Origin of the sequence: Kitasatospora sp. NPDC053057 (assembly GCF_044546945.1) — a bacterium.
GTDB lineage: Bacteria > Actinomycetota > Actinomycetes > Streptomycetales > Streptomycetaceae > Kitasatospora.
The window spans coordinates 65,233-88,928 of record NZ_JBITZP010000033.1; the positions used below are offsets into that span (position 1 = coordinate 65,233).

Below are 23,696 nucleotides of genomic sequence, written 5' to 3' on the forward strand. Positions count from 1 at the left end.
CCGGGGCGCCGGGCGGGGCCCCCCCCCCCCCGGCGCCGGGGGGGGGGGGGGGGCGGGGGGGGGGGGGGGGGCGGGGGGGGGGGGGGCGCGGGGGGGGCGCCCCCCCCCCCACCCCCTGTCAGCTGTGCTTCCAGGTCACCGAGAAGGAGCTGCCGCCGCTCAGCCCGGAGGTGGTGGCCTTGGTGGAGCCGCCGGAGGCCATGGTGATGGCGTCCGGGCTGAAGCCGCCCAGGGCCTGGCCGTTGACGGTGGAGCCGCTGAAGGAGACCGAGCCGAAGTTCGAGAGCGGCAGCACCCCGGTGGAGCTGGAGGGGGCCTCGGCGATCACCTCGGCGGAAGCCAGCGCGGCGCTCTTGAGGGACTTGTTGACGGTGCGGCTCCAACCGGCGGTGGTGTCGGAGAGGGTGAGGGTGAAGGAGCCGCTGCCGCTGGTGGTGACGCTCGCGGTGAAGTGGTCGCCCGGCCGTACGGTGTTGGTGAAGTTGACCGGGTAGGCCGGGTACATCTCGTACCAGGCGGAGTACACCGGGCGGCCGCTGGAGCAGTCGGCCTCGGTGCCGGTCTGCTCGACGGAGTTGCTGCCGTCGCCGTCGAGGCCGACCCAGAAGCTGGACCAGGTGTCGGTGCCGTTGCAGGACACGGAAGGCTGGACCCAGCTGGCCTTGACGCTGGTGAACCGGCCACCGGTGGCGGCGTATCCGGCCCAGTTGCCGCTGGTGCTGCGCAGTAGGCCGCCGCCGTGGTGGGCGAGCGGGGCCTGCACGAGGGTGGGGGCGGTGGCGGCGACGGCCGGTGCGGCGGTGCCCAGGATGGTCAGCAGGGCGGTGGACACGGCGAGGGTGCGCCGACGGGCTTCGGGCATGGCTACTCCCTTGTGAGGGTGTGGAGTTGGCCGAGCGTCGACAAAGGTAGACCCGCCGGGTCAGGTACGGATGTCACGGGGGGATAACGAAACGTCACTCCGCGCGCAGCGGTTCAGCCCTCCCGCACTCCGTTCAGCAGTTCATCGACCAACACAAAGCCATGTGAGTCGACAGGCAAGCCAAACAGGCGTCAACTCTGGAGTCGCACAATCGCGTTGGACTATTCGGCAGCCCGGGCGGGCTCGGCGGGAGCGAGTCCGCGGTCCGCAGCGGCGCCGTTGTACTCGGCGAGCGTCTCCCGGGTGAAGCCGAAGAAGTACGTGGCCAGGAAGCCCACCGCGTACCCGGTCAGCAGTCCGCCGCCGTAGACGGCGGCGCTCGCGGCCATCCCGTGCGGGCCGGCCAGCAGCGGGAACAGGGCCCAGCCGGAGGGGCCGACGGCCGTCGAGCCGACCGCGCCGCCGAGTTGGCCGGCCACCCCGACGAAGGCGCCTCCGGCGGCGCCGCCCACGCAGGCCGTGACGAACGGGCGGCCCAGCGGCAGGGTGACGCCGTAGACCAGCGGCTCGCCGACGCCGAGCAGTCCGGCCGGCAGCGCGGACCTGATGGTCGCCCGGACGGAGGCGTTGTGCCGCAGCCGCAGGTAGACGGCCGCCGCGCAGCCGACCTGACCGGCGCCGGCCATGGCGAGGATCGGCAGCAGGACGGTGGAGCCCTGCTGCTGGATCAGGGTGGTGTGGATCGGGATCAGCGCCTGGTGCAGGCCGAGCATCACCAGCGGCAGGAAGAGGCCGCCGAGCACCAGCCCGGCGAGCAGCCCGCCGTGGGCGAGCAGCCAGGTGGCGGCATGGCCGATGGCGGTGGAGACCTCCCCGGCGACGAACATCAGGCCGAACAGCGCGGCCAGCCCGCCGAACAGGACGGTCACCGTCGGGGTGACCAGGACGTCCAGCGCGGCGGGCAGGATCCGCCGGGTCCACCGCTCCAGTTGGACGGCCAGCAGCGCGGCGAGCAGCGCGCCGACCACCCCGCCCTGCCCGGGGGTGAGGTGGTGGCCGAACGCCTCCACCTTGGCGACCCCCGCGTAGACGATCACACTGGCGACGGCACCGCCGAGCACGGGCGTACCGCCGAACTCCTTCGCCGTGTTGTAGCCGACGAACACGGCGAGCAGCGACATGAACCCGGAGGAGACCGGCCCCAGGGCGGTGACCAGCGCCGGGGCCCAGCCGAGGTTGGCGAGCGCGCCGGAGAGGGCGGCGACGATCCCGCAGCCGATCAGGGCGGGGATCAGCGGGACGAAGATGTTCGCGATCCGGCGCAGCATCCGCTTCACCGGGGTCGCGTTGCGCGCCCGGGCCTCCGCCCGGATCCGCGCGCCGCGCCCGGCGAGGTCCTCGGCGGTGGGGGCCGTCGTGAGACCGTCGCCGGAGTCCAGCAGTCGGCGCAGCTGTGCGGTGACCCCGGCGACGGCGCCGGGGCCGAGGACGATCTGGTAGGTGTCGTCCTCGACCGTGCCCAGGACGGCCGGCAGCGCCCCGAGCGCCTCGCGGTCGACCAGTGAACGGTCCGCCAGACCCAGCCGGAGCCGGGTCATGCAGTGGGCGACCGAGCGGATGTTGGCGGCGCCGCCGACCAGCGGGAGGATCGCCTCGGCCACGGCGCGGTGCTTCTCGTCGGACATGCCAGGGGACGTACCCGGATGGTCCGGGCGCTCAACCGGCGGCCCGTGGGGGTCTGTCGCCCGAACGGCCGCCGGGACTATCGTTAGTTGGCGGAAGCTATCGACATTCCCACTCCGATCCGGTGGCCGGCCCAGGTCCGGCCGACCCGGGCCAGCAGGAGGCAGCGGTGGCGACACGACTCTCCGGCGGCGGCAGGACCGGGCGACGGCGTCCGGCCCGTACCGGAGTGGAGCCGGACCACCCCCGGTACAAGTGGGTGGCGCTGTCCAACACCACGCTCGGCACCCTGATCGCGACCATCAACGCCTCGATCGTGCTGATCTCGCTGCCCGCGATCTTCAACGGCATCGGCCTGGACCCGCTGGAGCCCGGCAACGTCAGCTACCCTACCTGCTGTGGATGCTGGTGACTCCTCCCCCGGCTGACGCCGGGGGCTTCTCGCTATGCCGGTCGGGCTTCGCGACGGACCAGCCCGGCCCGTAGAACGTTGATCGCGCCCACCGTGTCCGCGTGCGCGCTGTGGCCGCACGAGACGCAGTGGAACTTCTCCTGCGTGGGCCGGTTCTCCTTGGCGGTGTGCCCGCAGGCGGGGCACCGCCGGGAGGTGTTGCGGGGGTCCACCGCCATCACTTCCCGTCCGGCGCATTCTGCCTTGGCGGTGAGGATCGCGAGGAACACCCCCCATCCGGCATCAGCGATGGAGCGGTTGAGTCCGGCCTTCGCGGCAGCGCCGTTGGGCAGAAAGTTGCCCGGCCGGTCGGGGTCCGGCTTCGGAGCCGGGGCCTTGCTCATGCTGCGGATCTTGAGGTCTTCGTGCGCGATGAAGTCGTGGTCGCGTACGAGGTCAAGCGCGGTCTTGTGGGCGTGGTCGAGCCGCTGGTGGCGGACCTTGCGGTGCAGTCGAGCCACGGTCTCCACAACCTTGCGGCGGCGCTTGCTGCCGCGCTTGCACCGGGAGAGCGCCTGCTGCGCCCTCTCCAGTGCGGCGGCGGCCTTCGCTCCGTGGCGGGGGTTGGGCACGAACTCGCCGTTGGAGTCGGCGAGGAAGTTAACTATGCCCATGTCGATACCGACCGCGCTGCCGGTCGGCTGCAACGGTTCGGGCTGGGCCTGGTCGGCGGTCAGGATGACGTACCAGCGGCGGCCTTCCCGCTTGACGCTGATCGTCTTCACAGTGCCGATCACAGGGCGGTGCTGGTGCACTCTGACGTGCCCGACGCCTTGCAGCCGGACACGAGTGACGGGGTCGTGCGGGGTGGAATCCCAGCGGCAGCCGTCGCCGTCCTTCGGGAACTCCACAGTGTCGAACCGCTTGTGCGAGCGGAAGCGCGGATATCCGGGCTTCTCCCCGGTCTTGACCCGGCGGAAGAACGCGGCGAACGCCTTGTCCAGCCGCCGAAGGGTCGTCTGCTGCGAGCTGAACGACCATCGGGCCTGATCCGGGTCCAACGCCCGGATGTCCTTGAGCTGCGCGGACTGCTGCCCGTACCGGACCGTCGTCTTGCTAGCGTGTCGGTAGGCGTCACGCCGCTCCTGGAGAGCGGCGTTGTAGAGCGTGCAGTGGTCCCGCAGCATCGCGGCGAGCTGCTGTTCCTGGCCCACGGTGGGCCTGATGAGGAACTTGTACGCACGGATCATCCGGCCCACCTCCTTTCGGCTGATGCGATCAACATAGGGGACGTCACTGACACCGCAGCGATCTCCGCCGCTTCGCAGCTCCGAGCCAAGGATGCGTTTCCCTCCCCGGCTGAAGCCGGGGATACCCACGCAAGATCAAGGATGGTGGCCGGCCTGGCCGGCTCGCTGCCGCACACCCTCACCGCCGGACTGACCGCGCAGGGCGTGCCCGCCGCCGATGCCCGCACGATCGCCTCGCTGCCCCTGAGGACCCTGTTCGCCGCGTTCCTCGGCTACAACCCCGTCCAGCAACTGCTGGGCCCGCACGTGCTCGGCCAATTCCCGCCGGACCACGCCCGGACACTGACCGGCCGGGAGTTCTTCCCGCAGCTGATCTCGGGGCCGTTCCACGACGGGCTGGTCGTGGTGTTCTGGCTGGCGATCGCGATGTCGCTGGTGGCCGCTGGTGCCTCGCTGGTCCGCGGCCGGCGGCGGCCTCTTCGCCGAGCAGTGCCGTGCGCTGGAGGCGGCCCTGCCCCTCCTGGAGCTCCTCCTCGACGAGCCCGACACGCCGGCCGGCGAGCGACAGAGGGGCTGAACTGCCCGTAACGGCCGACATGTTGACGGACCGAAGATTCGAAAGGGCCACTCTCGCCGCCACCCCTGATGACAATGGACATGTCGAGAAGCACGGGTCCATGGTGACGGGAAGGGAGCGGTCGTGTCGTTTCTCCGGGACGGGCACGGATGGGAGTTCAACCCGCAGGATTTCAGCGGACGGGAGTTGAGCCGGCGCGGGTTCATCGGGGCGGCCGCGCTCGCGGGCGCCGGTGTGGCGCTCGGGCCGGGTGCGGCGGCCGCGGACGCTCCGGCCGCCCGGCCGTCGAGGGTGCTGGAGTTCACGGCTGGCACCAACGCCGCCGTGGCCCTCTCGCCCGACGGCGAGCGCATGGTCATCGAGGTCCAGGGCGTGCTGTGGGGGCTGTCGCGGCACGGTGGAACGGCGACCGCGTTGACCACTCCCGGGCTGGAGCCGACCCGCCCGGTGTGGTCTCCGGACGGCTCGACCGTGGCCTTCTGCGCCTACCGGGAGGGCGGCTTCCACCTCTGGGCCATGGCGCCGGACGGGTCGAACCTGCGCCAGGTGACCAGCGGGCCGTGGGACGACCGCGGGGTGTCCTGGTCCCCGGACGGGCGCCACCTCGCGTTCTCCTCCGAGCGCGCGGGTGACGCGGTGTCCGGCAGCTCGTACGACGTGTGGACGGTGGAGCTCGCCACCGGCCGGCTGACCCGGCTGACCGATCAGCCGGAGGTCGAGGACTACGACCCCTCCTGGCAGCCCGACGGCGGGCGGGTCGTCTTCGTCCGGGCGGACGCCTCCGGCGGCCGGACCATCGCCTCCGTGCCGGCCTCCGGCGGGCCGGTACGCGTCGAACGCACCGTGGACAGCGGCGCGTTGACCTGCCCGGTGGTGTCCCGGGACGGCCGGCTGGCCTACGTGTGGATCGGCGACTCCTCCGCCGCCACCTCCTACCTGGCGGCGAGCGCCTCCCTGGCCGTCGACGGCACCGTGGTCTCGGGCGACGAGGACGTCTCACCGCTGCCGCCCTGCTGGACGCCCGACGGCGGGATCGTCTACTTCGCGGACGGCCGGATCACCGACCGCTCCCCCGACCTGGCCACCGCCAAGGAGGTCCCGTTCACCGCGCGGCTGGAGGTGCCGCGGCTCGAATACCGGCGCAAGGTCCGCGACTTCGACTCCACCGCCGAGCGGGACGTGCGCGGCATCCACCTGCCCGCACTCTCGCCGGACGGCCGCTCGGTGGTCTTCTGCGCGCTCAACGCCCTCTGGCTGCTGCCGATCGGCGGACAGCCGCGCAAGCTGTTCCAGGCCACCCCCGCCCACTACGTGCAGATGCCGTCCTGGAGCCGGGACGGCCGAAGCGTCCTGTACGTCCACGACGGGGACGCCGACGGCGACGGCCTGGGCGCCGTGCACCGCCTGCTGCCGGACGACGGCACCGACACCGTCCTCGCCCGCGGAGGGCGGTTCAATCCGGCGCTCTCCCCGGACGGGACCCGGCTGGCCTGCCAGGACCTCCTGGGCAACCTCCTCCTGGTCGACCCCGCCACCGGGGCGGAACAGCGGCTCGCGACGCCGCTCGGCGGCAACGGCCTTCCAGGGAGGCCAAGTTGGTCCCCCGACGGCCGCTACATCGCGCTCTGCGACCGCAACCGCCTCAACCACCGCTTCCGCGAGGGCTACAACGTCATCCGGGTGATCGACACCCGGGACGGCTCCTCGAAGTCCTTCCTGCCGCTGCCGGACACCTCGGTCGCCGACCGCTGCGACAGCGGCCCGGTCTGGTCGCCCGACGGCCGGTGGCTGGCGCTGATCGTGGAGTCCGCGCTGTGGGTGCTGCCGGTCGCCCCGGACGGTACGCCCACGGGCGAGCCGCGGCGGATCACCGACGAGGCGGCCGACCACCCGTCCTGGTCGGGCGACTCCGCCCGGCTGCTCCATCTCTCCAACGGCCAGCTGAAGTCGATCGGCCTCGACGGCACCGACCGCCACACCGTCGCCGTTCCGCTGCGCACGGCCCGCGCCCTGCCGCCGCGCTCGGACGTCACCCGGATCCACGCCGCCCGGCTGTGGGACGGCACCGGCGAGAACGTCCGCGAGGACGTCGACATCGTCGTCACCGGCAACCGCGTCACCGCCGTCGAACCGCACCGATCCGGCGCCCGCCGGGCCGGAGAGCGGCTGGTCGACGCCACCGGCTGCACCGTCCTGCCGGGCCTGTGGGACTCCCACACCCACCCGTACCAGAACACCTACGGCGGCCGCGAGTCCCGTCTGCTGCTCGCCTACGGCGTCACCGGCACCGCCTCCCTGGGCGGCTTCGCCTACGAGCAGGCGCGCATCCGCGAGTCGGTCGACGCCGGGGTGATGGACGGGCCGCGGTTCCTGACGACCGGCGAACTGCTCGACGGCAGCCGGGTCGCGTACAGCATGGGCCGCGCCCACCGCACCGCCGACGGGGTGCGGCGCAGCCTGGAGCGCGCCGTCGCATTGGACTACGACTTCGTCAAGACCTATGTGCGGGCGCCCGCCTGGATCATGGCGCAGGCCGCCCGGACGGCCCACGAGCGCCTCGGGGTGCCCGCGGGCAGCCACCTGCTGACGCCCGGGGTGCAGGTCGGGCAGGACCTCACCACCCACCTGTCGGCCACCCAGCGGCAGGAGTACGGCCGGGTGGTCTCGCCCACCGGGCGCGCCTACCAGGACGTCCACGAGATCTACCGCGGCGGGGCGTTCGCGATCGTCATCACCCCGTTCTCGGCGTTCTACCTGCTCGGCGACGACCCGTCACTGGCCGAGGACTCCCGGGTGACGACGCTGATGCCGCCCTGGGACGCCGCCGGCGTGCAGCACCAGGCCCGGACGGCGACCACCGCGGGGCAGCGACGCGCCGTCCGGACGGAGATGGACGTCTACCGGACGATCATCGCGGACGGCGGCGCACTGGCCCTGGGCACGGACTCCCCGCTCACCCCCGTCGGCCTCCAGGTGCACCTCGGGCTGCGCGCCCTGGTCCGGTACGCGGGCCTGTCCCCCGCCCAGGCGCTGCGCACGGCCACGGTGACGCCGACCCGGCTGTTCGGGCTGGCGGACGACCTCGGAACGGTGGAGGCGGGCAAGCTCGCGGACCTGACGGTGGTCGACGGGGACCCGTTCCACGACTTCGCGGACCTGGCGCGGACCTCGTGGGTGATGCGGGACGGCGTCACGTACCGGCGCGCGGACCTGGTCGGCGACGGCGCCCGGACTCCGCTGGCCGCGCGGTCGTCCGACTCGCCCCGCTCGGCCGAGGACTGGCACGCCGTCGGCCAGGCCCTGCGCCGCGACGGCTGCTGCGCCCTGTAGCGACCACCACCCGCTGACGGCGTTCGTCCACGACCGCCCGCCCGCCGTCCGGCCCCCGTGCCGGACCGGCCGCAACGGCCGAGGCCCCCACCGGCCTCGGCCGTTCCGTGTGCGAGGTGAACCGCCGCTCAGCGCGGGCGGCGGCGGTTCAGCGCCAGTGGCGACATCCCGCCCGGTCAAGCCTCGGTCATGGCAAGGACATCGGCCTTGTTCGCCGGTGCGGGCTTGGCTACCTTCCTAGCGCTGAGGCCGCGCAGGCCCGGCACCACCCCCTTGGCATGCCCTGATCACCCCACGTCATGGCCGGGCGCCCCGTCCCCCACGGGCCGACGCTCCACGCCCCGCCGAACGCCAGGGCCGCCTTCTGCACGTGCGCGTCTCCCCCTCAACCCCGGGCCTGCCCTCGACTGCCGCCACCAGCGGCGTTGCGCGCATGCCCAGGGCCCGACCCCCCACATGGGAGGGCTCCGTTGCACACCTTCCTCCGCTCCACCCTGCGGCCCGGCGGGCTCCGCGCCACCACCGCGACCCTCGCGGTCGGCGCCGTGGTGGCCGCCGGCCTCGCCGTCGCGGCGCCCGCCGCGAGCGCCGCCGCCACCTCGCCGACCTCGTCCGGCACGAACGTCAAGCACGTGTGCGCCAAGCCGACCGACCGTCACCAGATGGCCTGCGACGCCCTGCAGCGCACCGACGTCGTCCAGCCGTACGCGTTCACCCTCGACGCGGTCTCGCCGAACGCCACGCCGTCCGGCTTCGGCCCGGGCGACCTGCAGAGCGCCTACGGCCTGCCGGCCAACGGCGGCGCCGGACAGACCATCGCCATCGTCGACGCGATGGACGACCCCAACGCCGAGTCCGACCTGGCGACCTACCGCACGCAGTACGGGCAGCCCGCGTGCACCACCGCCAACGGGTGCTTCAAGAAGATCGACCAGAACGGCGGCAGCAGCTACCCGACCTCCGACACCGGCTGGGCGGGCGAGATCTCCCTCGACCTCGACATGGTCTCCGCCGTCGCCCCGAACGCCCACATCCTGCTGGTCGAGGCCAACTCGGCGACCATGGCCGACCTCGGCGCCTCGGTCAACCAGGCCGTCGCCCAGGGCGCCAAGTTCGTCTCCAACAGCTACGGCGGCGCCGAGGACTCCACCGACACCTCCTCCGACAGCCAGTACTTCAACCACCCCGGCGTGGCGATCACCGCCTCCTCGGGCGACTCCGGCTACGGCGCCCAGTACCCGGCCGGCTCCCAGTACGTCATCGCGGTCGGCGGCACCTCGCTGACCCGCGACTCCAGCACCCGCGGCTGGAGCGAGAGCGTCTGGGGCTCCAGCTCCGGCGGCCAGGGCGCCGGCTCCGGCTGCTCCGCCTACGACCCCAAGCCGAGCTGGCAGACCGACAGCGGCTGCGCCCAGCGCACCATCTCGGACGTCTCCGCCGTCGCCGACCCGGCCACCGGTGTCGCGGTCTACCAGACCTACGGCGCCAGCGGCTGGTCCGTCTACGGCGGCACCAGCGCCTCCTCGCCGATCATCGCCGCCGTCTTCGCCGACGCAGGCACCCCGGGCACGGGCGACAACCCCGCCAAGTACCCGTACGCGCACACCAACGCGCTCAACGACGTGACCAGCGGCGCCAACGGCACCTGCTCGCCGACCTACCTGTGCACCGCGGGCCCCGGCTACGACGGCCCGACCGGCCTCGGCACCCCCAACGGCCTGACCGCCTTCACGGCCGGCGGCAGCACCGGCGGCAACACCGTCACGGTCACCGGCCCCGGCAGCCAGAGCGGAACCGTCGGCACCGCCACCAGCCTGCAGATCCACGCCAGTGACTCGGCCCCCGGCCAGAGCCTGACCTACTCGGCGACCGGCCTGCCCGCCGGACTGTCGATCAACGCCTCGTCCGGCCTGATCTCCGGGACGCCGACCACCGCGGGCAGCAACAACGTCACGGTCACCGCCAAGGACACCACCGGCGCCACCGGCTCCGCCTCCTTCACCTGGACCATCGCCGGCTCCGGCGGCGGCACCTGCACCGGCGGCGGCCAGCTGCTCCGCAACCCCGGCTTCGAGACCGGCACCGCCTCACCGTGGACGGCGAGCTCCGGCGTCATCGACAACTCCGCCAGTGAGGCCGCCCACTCCGGCAGCTGGAAGGCCTGGCTCGACGGCTACGGCACCACCCACACCGACACCCTGAGCCAGACCGTCACCATCCCGGCCGGCTGCAAGGCGAGCTTCTCCTTCTGGCTGCACGTCGACACCGCGGAGACCGGCACCACGGCCTACGACAAGCTCACCGTCCAGGCCAACTCCACCACCCTGGCCACCTTCTCCAACGTGAACGCGGCCAACGGCTACGCCCTGCACACCTACGACCTCTCGGCCTTCGCCGGCCAGTCGGTGACCATCAAGTTCACCGGCACCGAGGACTCTTCCCTGCAGACCAGCTTCGTCATCGACGACACCGCCCTCAACGCCTCCTGATCCCCGAACCCGCGTGGGGCCGCAGCCCGGCTGCGGCCCCACCGGCCTGCCCCGAGGTGTTCACCCCCGCTCCTGCGCCGCCGCTCCTGCACCCAGGCGCGGCGGGCGGTCGCGGGCCGGACGCCCGGGGCGAGTTCCGCCGGGACCGGCCGTCGACGTCACCCGGGTGCCGGACCGTACTGGCGGTGACGGCGGGCGGTCCGCACCGTGGTGGGGAGGACCGATGGCCACCACCCCCAGGACGGAACCGATGGACGCGAACGACTCCCTCCGCCGTGTCGTGGTCGGCGTCGACGGCTCTCAGCCGTCGCACGCCGCGCTGCGCTGGGCGGTCCGGCACGCCGAGATGCTCGGCGGGGTGGTGGACGCGGTGGGGGCGTGGGAGCCGCCGAGCCACTTCGGCTGGTCGGCCCCGGTGGTCGACGCCACCTTCGACCAGGAGCTCGCCGAGCGGAAGTTCGCCGATGAACTGGACGCGGTGCTCGGCGCGGACTGCCCGGTGCGGGTCCGCCGGACCATGGTCATGGGCGATGCCTCCGACGTCCTGCTGGACGCGGCGAAGGGCGCCGAACTGCTGGTGGTGGGCAGCCACGGGCGCGGCGGCTTCACCCGGGCGCTGCTCGGCTCGGTGAGCACCCGCTGCGCGCAGCACGCGACCTGCCCGGTGGTCATCGTGCGCGCGCAGTGAGCCGGTGCGCCCTCAGTCCAGCCCCCGGGCCTGCCGCAGGCGGGCCGAGAAGGTGTCGGAGGCGATGACCGGGTCCGGGTGGTCGGGGGTGAGCAGCCAGGCGGTCGGCCTGGCATACCGGCGACACGATACGGCGGGACGGGTGTGGACGGCGGCTGCCCGGGCAGCCGCTCCGCGTGCTGTTGATCCGACCGCCGGGCGTCTATCCGCCCCAGGGGGACACCGAACTCCTGGCCGACTGCGTGCGCCGGGAGCCCCTCGACGGCTCCAGCCGGGTGCTCGACCTGTGCACCGGGACGGGCGCCGTCGCGCTGGTGGCGGCGCGCAGCGGCGCGCGGGTCACGGCGGTGGACCTGTCCGTCCGCGCGGTCGTCACCGCCTGGTGCAACACCCGGCTGCACCGCCGGCGGATCCGGCTGCGGTACGGCGACCTGCTGGTCCCGGTGCTCGGCCGGCGCTTCGACCTGGTCACCGCCAATCCCCCGTACGTCCCCACCGCATCCGGCGGTCGCTCCCGGGGGCGCGGCGCCGCCCTGGCCTGGGACGCCGGGTCGGACGGGCGGCTGGTCCTGGACCGGATCTGCCGTACGGCTCCCCGTGTGCTGGCCGCGGGCGGCGTCCTGCTGGTGGTGCAGTCCGCGCTCGCGGACGTCCCGGCCACGCTGGCGGCGTTGCGGCGGGCGGGGTTGCGCACGGGCGTGGCGGCGCGTCGGCGGCAGCCCTTCGGGCCGGTGCTGACGGCCCGCGCCGCCCTGTTCGAGCAGCTGGGGCTGATCCGGCCGGGCGAGCGCGAGGAGGAGCTGGTGGTGGTGCGCGGTGTCCGGGAGCGCTGACCGCGTCACCCGGGTGACGGTCGTGCCGGGCGGCCCGCTGCTGGTCGAGGGACCGGTGGAGGTGGTCCTGCCGGACGGCTCGCGCCGGGTGTCCGAGCACCCGGTGGTGGCGCTGTGCGCCTGTCGGCGGAGCCGGACGTACCCGTTCTGCGACACCAGCCACCGGCGGCACGGTGGGCCCCGGCGGGGGTCGCCGAAGCCCGACTCACAGCGTGCTACCGGCTCAGAGCCGGGTACCGGGGAGGACCTAGCCACTGGGGAGGAGCCCGTCACCGGGGAGGGGTGAGCGCAGGGACGTCCGTCCACGCTGCCAGCAGTCCAGCAGGTGGTCCGAGAGGCGCCGGTCCAGGGTGTCGGCGGCGGCGATGCCGAAGGCGATGTCCGGTGCGGCACCGGGCTCGGCGTCCACCAGTTCCCCGATCACCCCGCGGCGCACCAGCTGCTCGTGGACGGCGTCCGCCTCGACGTGCTCGCGGTAGAACAGCACGCCGTCCGGGCCGCCGCCCAGCCGCTCCAGGGCGGTGGCCAGCCGGGCCGCGCCGGGCGAGGAGGTGATCTCGATGGCGGCGAACTGCCCGATCGCCGCGTACCGCAGTGCCCGGTGCAGGCCGAAGAGCATCATCAGGTTGACCGTCGCCAGGGCCGGTGCGGGGATCAGGTCCAGGTAGTGCCCGTAGCGGGGGTCGAGGCCGAAGGCGGCCATCATCCGGGCGAACAGCGAGGCGTGGGCCCGTTCCGGGCGCCCGGCGCCGTACTCGTCGTAGGCGATCGACATCAGCACCGCCTGTGCGGGCCCGTGCACCCTCGGCAGCGCCCACAGCTGCGGGTCCGCCTCCTTGAGGTTGTAGACCGACCGGTGCACCAGGTACTCGCGGGCGTGGCGGCGCTCGCCCTGCCCCAGCAGGAAGTACGACGGCCCGGTGCCCTCGACCGGCTCGGTCAGCAGCTGTTCCAGCACCTCGGGCAGCGGCGGCACCGGCTCCGCCTCGGCGCGGACCGCCGCGAGGAAGGGGCGCTCCAATTCCCGTCGCAGGGTGAGTAGTTCGGGCTCCCATTCCCAGCCGGGGTGGACGCCGGGCAGGCCCCGGTCGTGGAGCTCGTAGCACAGGTACAGCGCGAGCTGGTGGTCCTCGCCCCACGGGTCGGAGAGCGGGACGGGCGGCGTGAGCAGCCGCCCGGCGCCCGGCGGGCCGGCGGTCACCAGCCCGAGCACCGCCGCCGACAGCGGTCCGCGCGGGCCGGGCAGGCCGCCCGTCGCGCGTTCGTCGCGCCCGTCCATGCCGCCGCCTCCTCGCCGTGAAGCCCCCGGGCCCGCCGAAGCGGGTGCCCGGAGTGCGCGGTTCCTAACACTCGAAGTGAGCCCGGCCGGAACTCGATTGCGCAACAAGGCGGTTGGAGAGGCGGGGCCCGGGCAGAGCTGATGCAGGCGCCGGGCGCCACAGGAACGGCCCTCCCGGGAAGGGGCCCGCCCCGTACGGGCCCCTTCCCGCCGCCGTCAGCCGACGGTCAGGGTGAACGGTCCGGCCAGCACCGAGTAGCCGTCGTTGGCCAGGTAGTACGCGTCGTAGCGGCCCGCGCCGTTGAGCTTGCCGGTGGCGAGGGTGACGGCGCCGCTCTGGTTCGGGGTGTAGGACCAGGTGAGCGCGGACCGGGAGCCGGGGGTGACGCCCGCCGGATAGAGGCCGACCCAGTTCTTCGCGCCGGCCTGGGCCGCGGTCGGCAGGCTGTAGCGCAGGGTGACGTTGCCGCCGTTCGCCACCGCGTTCAGGTCGCCGGTCAGCGTCGGCCCGGTCTCGGTGGACGGTGCGAAGGCGGCGTTCAGCGGCGTCGCGTAGGTGTCGTTGGCGGTGAGCCCGGGCAGGCCGAGGGCCGATTCGATGGTGCGGCCGATGCCGTAGTGGTCGTAGTGCAGCGGGCTGCTGGTCCCGGCCGGGACGGTGCCCTGGGAGCCGAGGACGACGGTGGCGAGGTGGTTGTAGCCCTCGTTCTGGCTCTCGTCCCAGGTCAGCACCAGCAGCGAGCGCTGCTGGGTCCAGGCCGGGGAGGACAGCACCGGGGCGAGGGTCTGCTGCAGCCAGCCGTCCTGGGTCTTCAGGCTGGTGGCGCTGCCGTTGCCGGAGGCCTCGCCGTCGTAGTAGTCGTCGGCGGCGATCCAGGAGAAGTTCGGCGTGGTCGCGGCCGACTTCAGGTCGGTGGTCAGCTGCGTGGTGTCGAACAGGTGGGCCGCGCAGCGGGCCGGATTGCCGCTGATGTCGGTGTAGTTGATGAAGGGCGCGTCGTCGGGCATGTAGTACGTGTCGTTGTTCTTGTTGGTGTTGCAGGGCGTGCCCATGCCCTGCTCGTAGGCCTTCCAGGTCTTGCTGGCGTCCTCGATGGTGTCGCCGAGGTTGCGCTGCGGGGAGTTGATGTTGGGCCAGTAGGTGGCGCCCTTGGTGTAGGTGTCACCGCCCGCGACGGCGAGGTAGTTCTCGTCGCTGGGGTGGTAGACGCCGTGGGCGTCGGTGAGGGTGGCGCCCCGGGACATCAGGCTGTGGATGTACGGGGTGTCCGCCGGGTCGTTCATGATCTGGGAGTAGTCGGTGTTCTCCATCATGACGGTGAACACGTGGTCGTAGCCCGGCACTTGGGAGGCGGGCGGGGTGAGCGGCGCGGGCGCGGCGACCGGGGTGTCGAGGGTGAGCGAGAGGTTGTCCAGGTAGCCGGTCTCGTTCGTGGAGGACAGGAACTGCACCTCGACCTGGATCGACCTGGTCCCGGCCGGGACGGCGCCGCTGGCGGTGCGGGAAAGGAACGCGGTGCTCAGACCGCGGTCGGTCGCGGAGACGGTCGGCAGCTTGGCGGTCGGGCCGAGCGGGCGGCCGTCGGCGTCCTGGAAGTGCAGGCTGACGGCGGCGTAGCCGCCGTACGTCGTCCAACCGCCCAGCCAGCCGGCCAGGTTGTAGTGCACGCCGCCGCCGTCTATCGCGGTGGCGGCGGAGGAGACGTCGACGGTCTGGCTCATCGATCCGTCCCCGAAGTTGCCCGGCCCGAAGAAGGCCTTGCCGGGCGTGTTGCCGTCGTTCGGCAGACCGAAGGAGCCGACCGTGGAGCACATGACGTCGACGCCGCCGGCCTCGACCGTCCAGCCGGGGACTGTGGTGGCGGCGCTCCAGTCGTTGGTGCAGTAGCCGCCGGCCTCGGCGTCGCCGTTGACGATCAGGTTGCCGCTGCCGACCGCCGCCTGCGCGGAGGCGGGGGCGCCGACGACCAGGGCGCCGACGAGCGGGAGGGTGGCGAGCAGCCCGCCGAGGGGGCTCCAGCGCAGTCGCATGGGGGGGTACCTCGTCCCGTTGGTTGCATGAGGGTGGTTGCCGTGGCGGTGCACACGGGCGGGACAGAGATATCGGTTCGGCGCGGCCCGGGGAAGGGCGCGCGGGCGAACACAGGTCGAACTTGGTCAGACAACTTCACGCAGGGTTCCGCCGTCTCCGGCCGAACGGACACGAAGGAACGCCGGACCCCGGGGTGGGGGCCGGCGCTCGGTCCGTACGGCGGGTCAGCTGCGGGTGAAGGTCCCGATCCGGTCATGGCCGGTCCAGCAGCGGCACCTTCACCTGGTTGAACGCGTAGTACACGGCCACCAGGCCGTGCACGCCGAGGGCGGCCGGGGCCGACAGGAAGGCCAGGCCGACGGTGAGCGGGTAGACGACGAGGCCCACCTCGAACCGCCAGCGGGCGGCACGGGCCGCCGGCACGTCCACCCGCTCGTCGAAGCAGTGGCCGGTGCGGGTGGCGTAGTTCCAGAAGACGCTGAACAGCACCGCCTGGCCGACCATCACCGCGCCGTACACGGCCGCGGCGACGTTCGCGGCCGAGCCGTTGCGGAGGTTCTGCGCGACGACCGCCGTCGGGAACGGCAGGACGGAGATCAGCATGAGCAGCAGCAGGTTGACGAACATCAGGGTGCGGTCGACCCGGACCAGGTGACGGAACAGGGTGTGGTGGTTCACCCAGACGACGCCGATCACCAGGAAGCTCACCACGTACGCGAAGTACGACGGCCACTGCGCGCCGAGCGCCCGCCACAGCTCCGCCGCGCCCTGGGCCTGCGGGATCCTGATCTCCAGCACCAGCAGGGTGATCGCGATCGCGAACACCCCGTCGCTGAACGCCTCGATCCGTCCGGTGTCCGTCGTCTCCACCGGCCGAGCATCTCAGCCGGGCGGCGGCACCCGGCGGCGCAACGCCGGGTGCCGCCTGGTCACTGCGCGGCCCAAAGGACGGGCGCGCAGCGCAGGTTGGGCCGGTTTTTCTGCTGTCAATCGGACAATCCGAGGAGCCGGCGCTCGGCCCCGGTCAGCAGTCGTCCGTGCGCCGCTCCAGACGGGTCCCGTTGCGCAGGGTGATCGACATCAGGTCGCTGGGGGCGTCGAGTTCCAGCCGGTGCCAGCGGCCGCGCGGGACGACCACGGCGGTGCCGGCCGCCAGTGGCACCAGCTCCTCGGCGGCACCGGGCTCCGCCGGGCGGAAGTAGACGCGGACACCGCCGGCCAGACAGCAGACCGCCTCCTCCGCGGCCGGGTGCATCTCCCAGTGGTCGGCGTGGACGTCGGCGTCGGTCTCCACGTGGAAGGTCGCGATCTGCCAAGCGTCGGAGTCGCCACCGGTCATCCGGCGCTCGGTGGCCCGGACGTCGCCGTCGGGGTCGATGTGCAGCGCCGAGGCGAACAGGTCGACGGCGGCGATCGGGGTCATGGTCATGAGTGGGTTCCTTCCAATCGGTTCTCGGAGAGGGTGGTGACCGGCCGGGCTTCCGGCGGGGCCGGTCGGCGGCGGGGCAGTACGGTGAGCGCGACCACCGCCGCCAGGGCGAATAGGGCGGCGCCGGCGGCCAGGCCGAAGGCGTACCCGTGGTCGAGGGCGGCCGGGTCGGTGGCCGTGCCGGTGGCGTGGGCGGCGCCGGTGGCCAGCACCGCCAGGCCGACGCAGCCGCCGAGTTGACGCGAGCTGTTGAGCAGTCCGGAGGCCGCGCCGGCCTCCCGCGGCGCGATGCCGGTGGTCGCGGCGGCGGCGACCGGGGCCAGGACGAGCCCGGTGCCGATGCTGGTGACCACGGACGGGCCGAGCACGTCGGTGAGGTAGCCGCCGTCGGGACTGATCAGGGCGAACCAGCCGAGGCCCACGGCGGCCAGGAAGGCTCCTGGCACCAGCGCGGCGCGCGGGGTGCGGTGCGCGGTGATCCGCGTGGCCACGACGGTGCCCGCGACCAGCCCGGCGGAGAAGGGCAGGAAGGCGGCGCCGGTGGCGGCGGCGCCCAGGCCGAGCACCTGCTGCAGGTAGAGCGAGACGAAGTAGAAGGCCGCGAACTGCCCGGCGGCGGCCAGGAACACCAGCAGGTTGGCCCCGGCGACCCAGCGGCTGCGCAGCAGGCCCAGCCGCAACAGCGGTGCGGGGGAACGGACTTCGGCGAGCACGAAGGCGGCCAGCAGCGCGACGGCGACGGCGAGCGTGCCCAGCGTGGCCGGGGAGCCCCAGCCCTGGACCTCGGTGCGGACGACGCCGAACACCAGCAGCCCGACTCCCCCGGTCGCCAGCGCGGCGCCGAGCACGTCCAGCCGTTCCCGCCGTTCCCCCCGGATGGGCTTCGCCCCGTCGGCACCGCTCGCGGGGAGCAGCGCCAGGGCCGCCGCCACGATCGGCAGGTTGACCAGCATGACCCAGCGCCAGCTCGCGTACTCGGTCAGCAGTCCGCCGGCCAGCACGCCCAGGGCTCCCCCGGCGGCGTTCGCCGCGCTCCACACGCCGAGGGCGCGGACCCGCCGGGGGCCCTCGGTGAAGGTGGTGGTGAGCATCGCGAGCGTGGCCGGGGCGGCCGCCGCCGCGCCGATGCCCTGGCCGGCGCGGGCGGCGACCAACTGCCAGGGCTGCTGGGCCAGTCCGCCCGCGAGCGAGCACAGTCCGAAGACGGCCAGGCCCAGTTGGAACAACCGCCGCCGGCCGTACAGGTCGCCGGCGCGGCCGCCCAGCAGCAGGAGCCCGCCGAAGGTGAGCGCGTAGACGTGTACGACCCAGGAGAGGTCGAGCGGCGCGAATCCCAGCGCGTCGCGGATCGCGGGCAGGGCGACGTTGACCACCGACATGTCCAGGGCGAAGACGAACTGCGCGACGGTGACCGCCGCGAGCACCAGGCCGGGGCGGCCTCGCGAATTTTTATACATGTAAGGAAAGTACCCCTGAGTGCCTGCCGGTGTCGAGGCGCGGGGGATGATGGGGGCATGCAGCAGCCCTCCCCCGCCCCGCGCAAGGCCACCGGCCGACCTCCCCGCATCTCCCGGGAGGAGGTCGTCGGCACGGCCCGCCGGATCGTGACCGAGGAGGGCGTCGAGCGGCTGACCATGCGTCGCCTGGCCACCGAGATCGGCAGCACGCCGATGGCGCTCTACCACCACGTCCGCAACAAGGAGGAGTTGCTCGTCCTGCTGCTCGACGACTACGCCTCCCGCACCCTGCACCCCGTCGAGCTGCCGGCCGACCCGCGCGAACGCGTCCTCACCGCGGCCGCCGCGATCCACGAGGCGCTCGCCGCCTGCCCCTGGATCGTCGAAGTACTGGCCGCCGACGACCTGTTCTCCACCCACGCCCTCTGGTTCGTCGAGCAGATCATCGACGGACTGGTCGACTGCGGCCTGTCGTTGGAGCGCGCCGCACAGGGCTACCGCGCGATCTGGTACTACACCGCCGGGGAGATCGTGGTCCGCACGACCGCCGCCAGGCGCCGCACCACCGACGACCGCCCCACCTACCGTGAGCAGGTGTTCGCCGAGCTCGACCCGGCCGCGCACCCCCGCCTGGCGCAGGTCGCCGGCCGCTGGGAGGCCCTCACCGCCCAGGACACCTACCGGGACGGGCTGCGCGCCCTGGTGGCGGGCCTGCTCGCGGCAGGCTGAACGGACCCGGCCCGCCAAATGAAGGGCTCGGCGGGCCGGGGGATCACACCACAGGCGCGTCAGGCCCAGGGGTCGGCAGGATCATCCCCTGGTCAGGCGGACGCCTCCATCACGTCGCCAGGGCCGTGCGGAGGAACCGGAGGATCTCCGCCTGGGCGGCTTCGGCCTGGGGTTCGACGCCGGGCAGGGTGAGGAACGCGTGCCTCGCACCCTGGTATTCGGAGAGCCTCACGGGCGTCCCGGCCGCGCGCAGCCGCTCGGCGTAGCGGCGGCCGTGATCGGCGAGCGCGTCCCGGGTCGGCACCACCACGAGCGCCGGGGCCAGTCCGCTCAGGTCGTCCGCGTACAGCGGCGAGAGCGCGCGGGCGTCACCCCCCTGCGGGACGGCGAGCCGCTGGAGGAGGCGCAGTTGGGGCAGCGCCCGGGTCGGGCTGTACGCGTACTCGGCGATCGAGGGGTGGTCCTCCATCGTCCCGGTCACATCGGCTGCGGGGTTGACGAGTACCTGCGCCTTGAGTTCCAGGCCGGCCTCCCGGGCCCGGATGGCCGTCAGGGCGCTGATCAGCGCGCCGCAGCTCTCGCCGAAGACGGCGGCGCGCGCCGGGTCCACGCCCCACCGCTCGACGTTCCGCAGCACGTGCTGGAGCACGTCCCAGCCGTCGTCGGTGGCGTTCGCGAGCGGGCTGCCGGGGGCGAGGAGGCGGTGCTCGACCGAGACGACCAGCGCGGGCAGGTGGGCGGCGAGGCGGCTGTTGGTCCAGTCGCACTGCGCCGCCGTGCCCACGAAGCCGCCGCCGTGGACGTGGACGACGAGCGGCAGGTCGGCTCGGGTGCCGGCTTCGCCGTCTCCCGTCGACACCGGCCGGTACACCCGGACCGGGAGGTCGCGGCCGGGCAGCGCAACCTGCTCCCAGACGATCTCGGCGCCGGGATCCGGTTCCCCCAGGACCGCCCGAGCCGTGCCGGACGCCCGCCAGCGGTTCTCCGCCTCGCGGTAGGCACCCAGTTCCTCGGCCGTGATCGCCTCGAAGTCCGGCTCCGGCGGCCGGTTGGCGGTGATGGTCTGACTCATGGTTCTACTCCCCCACCCGGCCGGATGCCGGGATGTCGTCGAGTCCGGGCAGTGCATTGCCCTCATTATGCACGCGGTGCGTGCATCGCCAAGCGCATCAGCTGGCGCATCAGTTAGGCTGAGCCCGACGAAAGGGGCGAGATGACTGGCCGCAGGCGATGGTCGACCGAGGAGATCCTGGACACGGCAGTGGCACTGCTGCGCACGAACGACGTCGACTCGTTCAGCGTGCGCAAACTCGCCGCGGCGCTCGGGACCGACTCCTCCAGCCTCTACCGGCACTTCCGCAACAAGACCGAACTGCTGCGCGAAGTCGCCGACCGGGTCCTGGTCGCCGCCATGGACGGCTACCGCCCCGAGGGTGACTGGAAGCAGCGCATCACCGCCCTGGCCCTGCGGCTGCGCGAGGCCTTCGGTCGGCAACCCCAGCTCGCCGCGATCTGGGGGCGCTACGGGTCCGGTGGCACCGGATCCCGGTTGGTCATGGAGGAGGTGCTGCAGGCCCTGCGCACGTCCGGGCTGCCCGAGCAGGAGATCCCGGCGCGCTACCACCGCATCGTGGTCCTCCTCACCGCGCTGATCTCCTCCGAGGCCGGCATCAGCACCGTCACCCCGGAGGAGTACGAACAAGGCATGGAGCAGTTCCGCGTCGCCGTGCTGGGCGCCGACCCCGAGCGCTTCCCCGCCCTCGCCCACTTCGCCCGCGACGTCCGCCCCCTCGGCGCAGACCGGCGCGCCGCGTTCGAGGAGATCCTCGCCGCCCAACTCGCCCACATCGAGGCCCGGATCCCCTGACGGGACCGGCCCGCCGAGCGAGGGGCTCGGCGGGCCGGGTCATGGGGGGGGTGATGGGCCGTCAGGCCAGGCGCTGTCAGGCCCAGGGGGCGTTGAACGAACGGCCGGGGACGGGCTTGGCGATCAGCGCGATCGGCACGAAGAAGTTGACCTGGCCGATGGCCAGCATCAGGGTGACGAGCGCCTTCTCGTCGTAGTGCTCGGCGGCCAGGGCGTACACCTCGTCCGACACCCGCTCACCGTGCGGGCTGGGCTGCAGCACGGCCTCGACCAGGGCGAGGGCCGCGCGCTCGGGGGCGGTCAGGTACGGGGAGTCCTGCCAGGTGGCCACCGAGGTGATCCGCTCCTCCGACTCCCCCGCCTTGCGCAGGAATCCGGTGTGCAGGACGGTCAGGTAGGTGCTGCCGACGATCTGTCCGGCCCGCAGCTGGACCAGGCTGACGGTGGTCCGGGGAATCGAGCGGTTGCCGACCGCCTTGAACAACGCGGCCGAGACCTCGGCGAGTTCGGGGACCAGCTCCGTCGGGTCCTGGGCCATCCGGGGGCGCAGCGGGATCTCGGCGGTGATCGGGCGGGTGGTGATCGACTGGGTGTTCAACGTCGTGTTCCTCTCGGGCCGTTCGGTGCTTTCACTGACCCGACGGATCACGACGCGGAAGTGTGACAGCTCGACCCGGAATCTTTTTCGGCCCGTCCGTGCGCCCGCCGTCGTGGCCCGCGCCGGAGCGGAACCGGTCCCCGGGCGGGGCCGTACCCAGGACACGGTGCTCGGGCCGCCCACCCGGTTCCAGTTGGAACCGCCCTGCCACTGGAACACCGCTCGGCCGGTCCCGGGAGCCCCGAGAGGTGCCGGGCGCGGCCACCACCGATACTGGGGTCGCAACCCGAGGCGGCCCCGGCGGCCGGCTACGGCCCTCGCCGCGCCGCGGAACCTGAGGAGCGCGCCGTGACCGATCCCGCCCCGACCGGACCGTCCGCGGCCGGAACCTCCACCGGGCCCGTCGTCGTCGGCTTCGACGGTTCGCCCGAGAGCCTCACCGCCACCGATTGGGCCGCCCGTGAGGCGCAGCGCCGCGGCCTCCCGCTCGAAGTCCTGGAGGCCTGGCCCTGGCCGAAGCGGGACGTGGTCGGCAGCGACCAGACGTACCACCGCGCCCTCGCCCACCTCGCCGACCGCGAGTCCGCACTGTCCGCCCTGGTGCCCGGGGTGCCGGTCTCCTCCGCCCCGGTATCCGCCGACCCGGTGGAGGCCCTGGAGGCCGCCTCGCACCGCGCCGCCCTGCTGGTGCTCGGCTCCCGCGGGCTGGGCACCCTGCGCGGCTTCCTGGTCGGCTCGGTCAGCCAGGAGGTGCTGCGCCGCTCCGCGTGCCCGGTGGTGCTGGTCCGCGCCCACCAGGACGAACCGGACGGCACCGTGACGGTCGGCATCGACCTGGCCCACCCCGCCGAACACGTGCTGGCCTTCGCCTTCCAGGCCGCCGCGCTCCGCTCGGCTCCGCTGCGGGTCATCCACGTCTGGTCGCCGCCGGCCGGCAGCGAGTACATGTCCTACGGCGCCATCGGCGGGCTGGAGGGCGAGCTCTCCAGCGTCGAGTGGGCCAGCCTCGCCGAGGCCCTCGACCCCCTACGGACCCGCCACCCCGAGGTTGAGGTGACCGCCGAGCTCGTCCGCGGCAAGCCCGCCGTCGAACTCGTCGACGCGGCGGCGACCGCCCGTCTCCTGGTCATCGGCCGCCGCCTGCGCCACCTGCCGCTGCGCCACCACCACCTCGGCCCGGTCGCCCACGCCGCGATCCACCACGTCCACTGCCCGGTCGCCGTCGTCCCCTACGGCTGAGCCCACCCGCCGGGGAGCAGCTCGGGCCAGCGGCCGATCCTGTCCAGCTCGGCGAGATCACCACATCGCCCGTCCATCATGAGGCACGCCTCACCGCGCTCGATCCCAACGGCCTCTGCGCGGGTGGTCTCCCCGCATCACGCGCATGCCTCGCCGGATCCCGGGGATACGACAGGCCCAGGGCGGCCCGTCCTCGGGCGGGCCCCACGCTTTGCGTTCCCCACCGCGACGAGAAGGAGCAGAGGAATGGGACACGGCGGCAACGTGATCGACGAGCTGATGACGGACCACCGGGAGGTGGAGGAGATGTTCGCCCGGATCCAGGCGCTGCCGGCGGGCGACGAGCGGCGCCGCGGGGTGGCGGACGAGTTCACCATCGAGCTGGTGCGCCACTCGGTGGCCGAGGAGCAGTACCTGTACCCGGCGGTGCGGGAACACGTGCCCGGTGGTGGGGATCTCGCGGACAAGGAGATCGCCGACCACGCGACCGTCGAGAAGCTGCTCAAGGAACTCGAGGGAGTGGACTGCGGCGACGCCCGCTTCGGCATCCTGGTCGACCGGATCGTCTCCGAGGTCTCGGCGCACGTCCGCGACGAGGAGCAGAACCTCTTCCCGGCCCTGGCCAAGGCCTGCTCGTCCGAGCAGCTGAAGGAACTCGGTGAGCGGATCCGGCGGGCGAAGAAGCTCGCGCCCACCCGCCCCCACCCGAACGCGCCCGACAACAAGCTGCTCGCCGCCGGTACCGGCCTGGTCGACCGCGCCCGCGACCTCGTCACCGGGCGCGGCAAGTCCTCGTGACGCCGGACACTGTCGTGGGGGGGGGGGGGGGGGGGGGGGGGGGGGGGGGGGGCGCCCGGGGGGCGGGGGCCCCCCCCCCCCCACGACTCGGGAACCGGGGAGAGCACGGCCTGCGGGTCCAGGTCGACGTCCTCCGGGTCCACCCGCCGCTCGGCACCGCCGTCG

Annotated in this window: 21 protein-coding genes; 11 read left to right on the forward strand and 10 right to left on the reverse strand. The window is 73.3% G+C overall.

The window, feature by feature from the left end; genetic code table 11:
* Positions 1-118 precede the first annotated feature (118 nt).
* Positions 119-862 (reverse strand): G1 family glutamic endopeptidase, encoded by a 744-nt coding sequence (locus tag ACIG5E_RS28760; RefSeq protein ID WP_396538153.1) that lies wholly within the window; start codon positions 860-862, stop codon positions 119-121.
* A gap of 221 nt (positions 863-1,083) precedes the next feature.
* Positions 1,084-2,547: a PTS transporter subunit EIIC gene (locus ACIG5E_RS28765; protein ID WP_396538155.1), complete on the reverse strand. Its 1,464-nt coding sequence runs from the start codon at positions 2,545-2,547 to the stop codon at positions 1,084-1,086.
* 167 nt (positions 2,548-2,714) lie between these two features.
* On the opposite strand from ACIG5E_RS28765, the gene ACIG5E_RS28770 reads away from it, so the two are divergent.
* Positions 2,715-2,957 carry a hypothetical protein gene (locus ACIG5E_RS28770; RefSeq protein ID WP_396538197.1) on the forward strand — a complete coding sequence of 81 codons (243 nt, stop codon included), beginning with the start codon at positions 2,715-2,717 and terminating at the stop codon, positions 2,955-2,957.
* A 32-nt stretch (positions 2,958-2,989) separates the two neighbouring features.
* On the opposite strand, the gene ACIG5E_RS28775 is transcribed toward ACIG5E_RS28770, so the two are convergent.
* Positions 2,990-4,186 (reverse strand): RNA-guided endonuclease InsQ/TnpB family protein, encoded by a 1,197-nt coding sequence (locus ACIG5E_RS28775; protein ID WP_396538189.1) that lies wholly within the window; start codon positions 4,184-4,186, stop codon positions 2,990-2,992.
* Between the two features lie 141 nt (positions 4,187-4,327).
* Between ACIG5E_RS28775 and ACIG5E_RS28780 the strand changes: the two genes are divergently transcribed.
* The 6 genes from ACIG5E_RS28780 (at position 4,328) to ACIG5E_RS28805 (ending at position 12,389) form a co-directional block, all read left to right on the forward strand.
* Positions 4,328-4,774 carry a hypothetical protein gene (locus ACIG5E_RS28780; protein WP_396538157.1) on the forward strand — a complete coding sequence of 149 codons (447 nt, stop codon included), beginning with the start codon at positions 4,328-4,330 and terminating at the stop codon, positions 4,772-4,774.
* Between the two features lie 112 nt (positions 4,775-4,886).
* Positions 4,887-8,093: an amidohydrolase family protein gene (locus ACIG5E_RS28785; protein WP_396538159.1), complete on the forward strand. Its 3,207-nt coding sequence runs from the start codon at positions 4,887-4,889 to the stop codon at positions 8,091-8,093.
* 470 nt (positions 8,094-8,563) lie between these two features.
* Positions 8,564-10,582 (forward strand): putative Ig domain-containing protein, encoded by a 2,019-nt coding sequence (locus ACIG5E_RS28790; protein WP_396538161.1) that lies wholly within the window; start codon positions 8,564-8,566, stop codon positions 10,580-10,582.
* A 250-nt stretch (positions 10,583-10,832) separates the two neighbouring features.
* Entirely contained in the window at positions 10,833-11,270 is a 438-nt protein-coding gene (locus tag ACIG5E_RS28795; RefSeq protein WP_396538191.1) for a universal stress protein, read from the forward strand.
* A 176-nt stretch (positions 11,271-11,446) separates the two neighbouring features.
* Positions 11,447-12,103, forward strand: a complete 657-nt coding sequence (locus ACIG5E_RS28800) for a HemK2/MTQ2 family protein methyltransferase (RefSeq protein ID WP_396538163.1) — start codon at positions 11,447-11,449, stop codon at positions 12,101-12,103.
* Between the two features lie 88 nt (positions 12,104-12,191).
* Entirely contained in the window at positions 12,192-12,389 is a 198-nt protein-coding gene (locus tag ACIG5E_RS28805) for a CDGSH iron-sulfur domain-containing protein (RefSeq protein ID WP_396538193.1), read from the forward strand.
* On the opposite strand, the gene ACIG5E_RS28810 is transcribed toward ACIG5E_RS28805, so the two are convergent.
* The 5 genes from ACIG5E_RS28810 to ACIG5E_RS28830 form a co-directional block, all read right to left on the reverse strand.
* Positions 12,351-13,382 (reverse strand): iron-containing redox enzyme family protein, encoded by a 1,032-nt coding sequence (locus ACIG5E_RS28810; protein ID WP_396538165.1) that lies wholly within the window; start codon positions 13,380-13,382, stop codon positions 12,351-12,353. The two genes, ACIG5E_RS28805 and ACIG5E_RS28810, sit on opposite strands and share 39 nt — an antisense overlap.
* A gap of 216 nt (positions 13,383-13,598) precedes the next feature.
* On the reverse strand, positions 13,599-15,413 hold the full coding sequence (locus ACIG5E_RS28815) for an alkaline phosphatase family protein (RefSeq protein WP_396538167.1): 1,815 nt from the start codon (positions 15,411-15,413) through the stop codon (positions 13,599-13,601).
* A gap of 253 nt (positions 15,414-15,666) precedes the next feature.
* Positions 15,667-16,284: a TMEM175 family protein gene (locus ACIG5E_RS28820; RefSeq protein ID WP_396538169.1), complete on the reverse strand. Its 618-nt coding sequence runs from the start codon at positions 16,282-16,284 to the stop codon at positions 15,667-15,669.
* Positions 16,285-16,438: 154 nt separating this feature from the next.
* On the reverse strand, positions 16,439-16,843 hold the full coding sequence (locus ACIG5E_RS28825) for a cupin domain-containing protein (protein ID WP_396538171.1): 405 nt from the start codon (positions 16,841-16,843) through the stop codon (positions 16,439-16,441).
* Complete coding sequence (locus ACIG5E_RS28830) at positions 16,840-18,300, reverse strand: MFS transporter (protein ID WP_396538173.1); 1,461 nt, start codon at positions 18,298-18,300, stop codon at positions 16,840-16,842. The genes ACIG5E_RS28825 and ACIG5E_RS28830 overlap by 4 nt, the downstream gene beginning before the upstream one ends.
* Positions 18,301-18,357: 57 nt before the next feature.
* Here ACIG5E_RS28830 and ACIG5E_RS28835 point away from each other — a divergent pair, with 57 nt between their 5' ends.
* Positions 18,358-19,029, forward strand: a complete 672-nt coding sequence (locus ACIG5E_RS28835; protein ID WP_396538175.1) for a TetR/AcrR family transcriptional regulator — start codon at positions 18,358-18,360, stop codon at positions 19,027-19,029.
* Positions 19,030-19,138: 109 nt separating this feature from the next.
* Here the strand turns inward: ACIG5E_RS28835 and ACIG5E_RS28840 are convergent, their stop codons facing one another.
* The gene (locus ACIG5E_RS28840) at positions 19,139-20,101 is read right to left on the reverse strand and encodes an alpha/beta hydrolase (RefSeq protein ID WP_396538177.1); all 963 of its coding nucleotides are present in this window, start codon (positions 20,099-20,101) and stop codon (positions 19,139-19,141) included.
* A gap of 141 nt (positions 20,102-20,242) precedes the next feature.
* On the opposite strand from ACIG5E_RS28840, the gene ACIG5E_RS28845 reads away from it, so the two are divergent.
* A complete protein-coding gene (locus tag ACIG5E_RS28845) occupies positions 20,243-20,896 on the forward strand; it encodes a TetR/AcrR family transcriptional regulator (RefSeq protein WP_396538179.1) in 654 nt (217 codons plus the stop codon).
* Between the two features lie 76 nt (positions 20,897-20,972).
* On the opposite strand, the gene ACIG5E_RS28850 is transcribed toward ACIG5E_RS28845, so the two are convergent.
* Complete coding sequence (locus ACIG5E_RS28850) at positions 20,973-21,434, reverse strand: carboxymuconolactone decarboxylase family protein (protein WP_396538195.1); 462 nt, start codon at positions 21,432-21,434, stop codon at positions 20,973-20,975.
* A gap of 408 nt (positions 21,435-21,842) precedes the next feature.
* On the opposite strand from ACIG5E_RS28850, the gene ACIG5E_RS28855 reads away from it, so the two are divergent.
* Both ACIG5E_RS28855 and ACIG5E_RS28860 read left to right on the forward strand, forming a co-directional pair.
* A complete protein-coding gene (locus ACIG5E_RS28855; RefSeq protein WP_396538181.1) occupies positions 21,843-22,733 on the forward strand; it encodes a universal stress protein in 891 nt (296 codons plus the stop codon).
* A gap of 246 nt (positions 22,734-22,979) precedes the next feature.
* Positions 22,980-23,531, forward strand: coding sequence for a hemerythrin domain-containing protein (locus ACIG5E_RS28860; RefSeq protein ID WP_396538183.1), 552 nt, complete (start codon positions 22,980-22,982; stop codon positions 23,529-23,531).
* The last annotated feature ends 165 nt before the right edge of the window (positions 23,532-23,696 follow it).